At 64.3% G+C, this 5,235-nt stretch carries 5 protein-coding genes; all 5 read left to right on the top strand.

Features of this window, described 5'->3' with window-relative positions; genetic code table 11:
- Positions 1-109: 109 nt before the first annotated feature.
- Positions 110-661: a hypothetical protein gene (locus QZ332_RS11415; protein ID WP_295765484.1), complete on the top strand. Its 552-nt coding sequence runs from the start codon at positions 110-112 to the stop codon at positions 659-661.
- 1 nt (position 662) lies between these two features.
- Positions 663-926, top strand: a complete 264-nt coding sequence (gene remB / locus QZ332_RS11410; RefSeq protein WP_295765482.1) for an extracellular matrix regulator RemB — start codon at positions 663-665, stop codon at positions 924-926.
- A 248-nt stretch (positions 927-1,174) separates the two neighbouring features.
- The gene (gene gyrB / locus QZ332_RS11405) at positions 1,175-3,124 is read left to right on the top strand and encodes a DNA topoisomerase (ATP-hydrolyzing) subunit B (RefSeq protein WP_295765480.1); all 1,950 of its coding nucleotides are present in this window, start codon (positions 1,175-1,177) and stop codon (positions 3,122-3,124) included.
- A gap of 25 nt (positions 3,125-3,149) precedes the next feature.
- Complete coding sequence (locus QZ332_RS11400; RefSeq protein WP_295765479.1) at positions 3,150-3,605, top strand: hypothetical protein; 456 nt, start codon at positions 3,150-3,152, stop codon at positions 3,603-3,605.
- A gap of 51 nt (positions 3,606-3,656) precedes the next feature.
- A partial coding sequence (locus tag QZ332_RS11395; protein ID WP_295765478.1) for a DNA topoisomerase (ATP-hydrolyzing) subunit A occupies positions 3,657-5,235 on the top strand: 1,579 nt, incomplete at its 3' end.

Raw genomic sequence — 5,235 nt, 5'->3', positions numbered from 1 at the left:
CATGTAGAAAACGGGACGATCCGGTGATGGACACGCGGCTGAGCGGAGGCGAAGGAGCCGCGCGGCTTTTTGAGGGCAGGACGTCCCATGTGGGACAGGGGAGGATCGTATGGAGTGGAGGAGACGCGCCCTCAAGATCGGGCTCATCATGGCGGCGGCCGTCCTGCTGGGCGTGGAGATCTATATGGAGAGCCATTTCCAGTATAGGGAGGGTTATATCGCGTCGGAGGATACCGCCTCCATCCTGCGGGAGGTCCCTGAAGTCAAGATCACGGAGGAGGACCGGGCCCTGATGGCGGAGGTGCTGGCGCTCCCCTCTGTGAGGGAGCTCCTGGAGAGCGGGGGAGCGGGGACCATCTCCGCCGCGGGAGATCCGGAGGTCGCGGAAGCGGCAGGGGAGCATCTCAGCGGGGAGAGCGCGAGATCCCTGGACGTCAGCGTCACGTCCTATGAGGACGGGGCCGTGGTAGACCTGGGATGGATGGACGGGGGGCGGACGTTCTTCCTCGAGACGGCGGGAGACGGAGCGGGATATTACAAGTTCTATTCTCCCAAGCAGGGGACCTCCTATGACAACTGGGACAACGAACGGGCGCAGCAGGTCAAGGTCCGCCGCCGCTGGCTGGCCTGGCTCCGGGACCGCGTGTGGGAGGACGAGTGAGATGTACCTGCACCTTGGACAAAACGCGGTGGTCCCCCAGCGCCGGATCGTGGGCATCTTCGACCTGGACCGGTGCAGCTATGAGAAGCGGACGCGGGACTATCTGGCCGCCGCCGAGAAGGAGGGGGTCGTGCTGGACGTCTCCGGGGACCTGCCCCGGTCCTTCGTGGTCTGCGACCATCCCTATCACCGGCAGATCGTCTATCTGAGCCAGCTCAGCACCTCTGCCCTTCGGAAGCGGGCGGAGAGCGGGGAGCTGGAATGAAGAGGGGGACGGACATCGGATGGGACAGCCTATGCGCTGCGGCGCGGGCATATTCCAAAAATTTCAGATCCAGAGCGGAGGAAGGCAGGCCGGACGGCTCCACCCCTCCGGCCCGGCTTTTTCCGCTCTGAGTGGATCGGTCCCCGGCCTGCCGCGGGGCGGGCCGGCGGGAGCGCCTCGCCCCGGGGCGAGAGGAAATTCTTTTTGGTCCTTTTCTCCCGAGGAAAAGGACAGCAAAGGAGAAATTTATGGCAGACAATGAGATCTTGAGCCCTACCGCCGTGGACGCGGACAGCGGATACGACGCCTCGGAGATCCAGGTCCTGGAGGGCCTGGAGGCCGTCCGGAAGCGGCCCGGCATGTATATCGGGTCCACCTCCTCCTCCGGCCTCCACCATCTGGTGTATGAGATCGTGGACAATGCCATCGACGAGGCCCTGGCGGGCTTCTGCACACAGATCCTGGTCCAGATCGGCGAGGGGGACATCATCACCGTGGTGGACGACGGCCGGGGCATCCCCGTGGACATCCAGGCCCAGACCGGAAAGCCCGCCCTGGAGGTGGTCTACACCATCCTCCACGCCGGCGGCAAGTTCGGCGGCGGGGGCTATAAGGTCTCCGGCGGCCTCCACGGCGTGGGCGCCTCGGTGGTCAACGCCCTCAGCGAGTGGCTCACCGTCCAGGTGCACAAGAACGGCGAGATCTATGAGATGAAGTTCTCCCGGGGGCAGATCACCCAGGAGATGACCGTGGTGGGGAAGACGGACCGCACCGGCACCACCGTCACCTTCAAGCCGGATCCCGAGATGTTCGAGGACACGGTCTATAACTACGACACCCTCCACACCCGTATGCGGGAAGAGGCCTTCCTCAACGCGGGGCTGCGCATCGACACCGTGGACCTCCGCCCCGGGAAGGAGCAGAGGGACTCCATGTGCTACGAGGGCGGCATCCGGGAGTTCGTCACCTGGCTGAACAAGAGCAAGGACGCCCTGCATCCCGGCGTGATCTACATGTCCGGGCAGAAGGGGGATTCCGTCGCCGAGGTGGCCCTCCAGTACAACGACGGGTATAACGAGACGATCTTGTCCTTCGCCAACAACGTCCACACCCCGGAGGGCGGCATGCATGAGGAGGGCTTCCGCCGGGCCCTGACCACCGTGCTGAACAACTACGGCAGGAAGATCAAGCTGCTGAAGGACGATGAGAAGGTCTCCGGCGAGGACTGCCGGGAGGGCCTCACCTGCGTCATCTCCGTGAAGCTCACCGACGCCCAGTTCGAGGGCCAGACCAAGGCCAAGCTGGGCAACTCCGAGATCCGCACCCTGGTGAACAACCTCGTGGCGGAGAAGCTGGACACCTTCCTGGAGGAGAACCCCCAGGTGGGCCGGATGATCCTGGACAAGGCCCTCACCGCTTCCCGGGCCCGGGAGGCGGCGAAGAAGGCCAGGGAGTCCATCCGCCGCAAGACCGCCCTGGGCGGCGCGGCCATGCCCGACAAGCTGCGGGACTGCAACGAGAACGATCCGGAGCTGACCGAGATCTACATCGTCGAGGGCGACTCCGCCGGCGGCTCCGCCACCCAGGGCCGGGACTCCCGCTTCCAGGCCATCCTGCCGCTTTGGGGCAAGATGCTGAACGTGGAGAAGGCCCGGGCGGACAAGGTCTACGGCAACGACAAGCTCCAGCCGGTCATCACCGCCCTGGGCGCGGGCATCGGCGACGAGTTCGACGCCAATAAGCTCCGCTATCACAAGGTCATCATCATGGCGGATGCCGACGTGGACGGGAGCCATATCCGTACGCTGCTGCTGACCTTCTTCTTCCGCTTCATGCGGCCCCTGATCGAGCAGGGCTACGTCTATTCCGCCGTGCCGCCCCTGTTCAAGCTGACCCGGGGCAAGACCACGAAGGTGGCCTATGACGAGGCGGAGCGGGACCGGGTCTCCGCCGAGCTCCGGGCGGGGAACCCCAACGCGAAGGTGGAGATCAGCCGCTTCAAGGGCCTGGGCGAGATGAACGCCCAGGAGCTGTGGGAGACGACGATGGACCCGGAGACCCGGACCCTGCGGCGCATCACCCTGGACGACGCGGTGAAGGCGGACGAGACCTTCACCATCCTCATGGGTGAGAAGGTGGAGCCCCGGAAGGAGTTCATCGAGAAGAACGCCAAGTACGTGGTGAATTTGGATTATTGATTTCAGATCAGGAGGCCGTGGGACCATGGAAGAGATCATCCGGAAGAAAGAGATTCCGCCTCTGCCGGGCGGCATAAAGATTCACAGCGCCAGTAGGGGGGCGCTTCCCAGCCTGGGATTGGACGATATCTCCGAGGCCGGGATCCAGGACATTGTGGAAAAGGTCCGCACCGGCGCGTATCCCAGCGTGATGATGAGTCCCGACGGATACGGCGAGGAGGGCTATTTGACCCTGGAATCCTCCCCGGATTTGATTTTCCTGCAAATTTGGGACGCGGAGTCGGAGACCGCCTGGACCTGCTTTGATCCGGATCATTTGGATCCCGATGAGGAGGCCCCGATCGAGGCCAGCGACAGCCAGTCGGTTTTTCCCATGAAATGCACCATGAAGGACCGGGAGCTGGCGGCAAAGTGCGTGGAGTGGTACGCCCACACCCTGGAGCCTTATCCCGGTATGGAGTGGCTGAAGGAGACCTTCTGATGCAGCCCGTCATAAAAACGCGTTTTCCCCAGTAAGGAGGAACGAAAACGAATGAGTAAGAAACCCCAGTACGACCCTGAAGAGATCCGATTCCCCCAGCAGAAGATCGTGGAATCCCCCCTGGTCCCGGAGATGGAGAAGTCCTATATCGACTACGCCATGAGCGTCATCGTGGGCCGGGCCCTGCCGGACGTGCGGGACGGCCTGAAGCCCGTCCACCGCCGCATCCTCTACGCCATGTACGAGGACAACCTGACCTACGACCACGCCTTCCGCAAGTGCGCCACCGCCGTGGGCGACGTGCTGGGCCGCTACCATCCCCACGGCGACGCCAGCGTCTACGACGCCCTGGTCCGTCTGGCCCAGGATTTCTCCATGCGCTATATGCTCGTCGACGGACACGGCAACTTCGGCTCCGTGGACGGCGACCCCCCGGCGGCCTACCGCTATACGGAGGCACGGCTCGCCCGCATCTCCGACGAGATGCTCCGGGACATCGACAAGGACACCGTGGACTGGGACCCCAACTTCGACGAGACCCGCAGGGAGCCCAAGGTCCTGCCCTCCCGGTTCCCCAACCTGCTGGTGAACGGGTCCAGCGGCATCGCGGTGGGCATGGCGACGAACATCCCGCCCCATAGCCTGCGGGAGGTCGTCGGCGCCGTCATCTGCCTGCTGGACGACCCCGACGCCACGCTGACGGACCTGATGCAGCACATCCAGGGCCCGGACTTCCCCACGAAGGGCATCATCATGGGCCGGGCGGGCATCCGGGCGGCCTACGCCACCGGCCGGGGCCGGGTGACCATCCGCGCCCGGCACGAGTTCGAGGAGTTCGGGCGGGACCGCACCCGGATCGTCATCACGGAGATCCCCTACCAGGTCAACAAGCGGATGCTGATCAAGAGCATGGCGGACCAGGTGGAGGACAAGCGGCTGGAGGGCATCAGCAACATCCAGGACGAGTCCGACCGTAGCGGCATGCGGATTGTCATCGAGCTGAAGCGGGACGCGAACCCCCAGGTGGTGCTGAACCGCCTCTTCGCCCAGACCCAGCTCCAGACCACCTTCGCCATCAACATGCTGGCCCTGGTGGAGGTCGACGGCAAGCTCCAGCCCAAGATCTTGTCCCTGCGGCACATCCTGGACGAATACATCGCCCACCAGGAGTCCGTCGTCACCCGCCGGACCCGCTTCGACCTGAGGAAGGCCCAGGAGCGTGCCCACCTGCTGGAGGGGCTGCTGATCGCCCAGGACAACATCGACGAGGTGATCCGGATCGTCCGCACCAGCTATGACGACGCCAAGGAGAACCTGATGGCCCGCTTCGGCCTGGACGACGTGCAGGCCGCCGCCATCTGCGACATGCGCATCATCTCCCTCCAGGGCCTGAACCGGGAGAAGCTGGAGAACGAGTACAAGGAGCTGGAGGAGAAGATCGCCTGGTTCCAAAAGGTCCTCTCCGACGAGGGCCTGGTCCGCCAGATCCTGAAGGAGGAGCTCACCGCCATCGCGGACAGATACGGCGACGAGCGGATGACGGAGATCCAGGACGTGGAGGACGAGATCGACATCGAGGACCTGATCGAGGAGGAGCAGTGCGTCTTCACCCTGACCCAGGCGGGCTATA

Origin of the sequence: uncultured Oscillibacter sp. (assembly GCF_910584465.1) — a bacterium.
Taxonomy (GTDB): domain Bacteria; phylum Bacillota; class Clostridia; order Oscillospirales; family Oscillospiraceae; genus Oscillibacter.
This window is presented reverse-complemented; position numbering and strand designations above follow the sequence as displayed.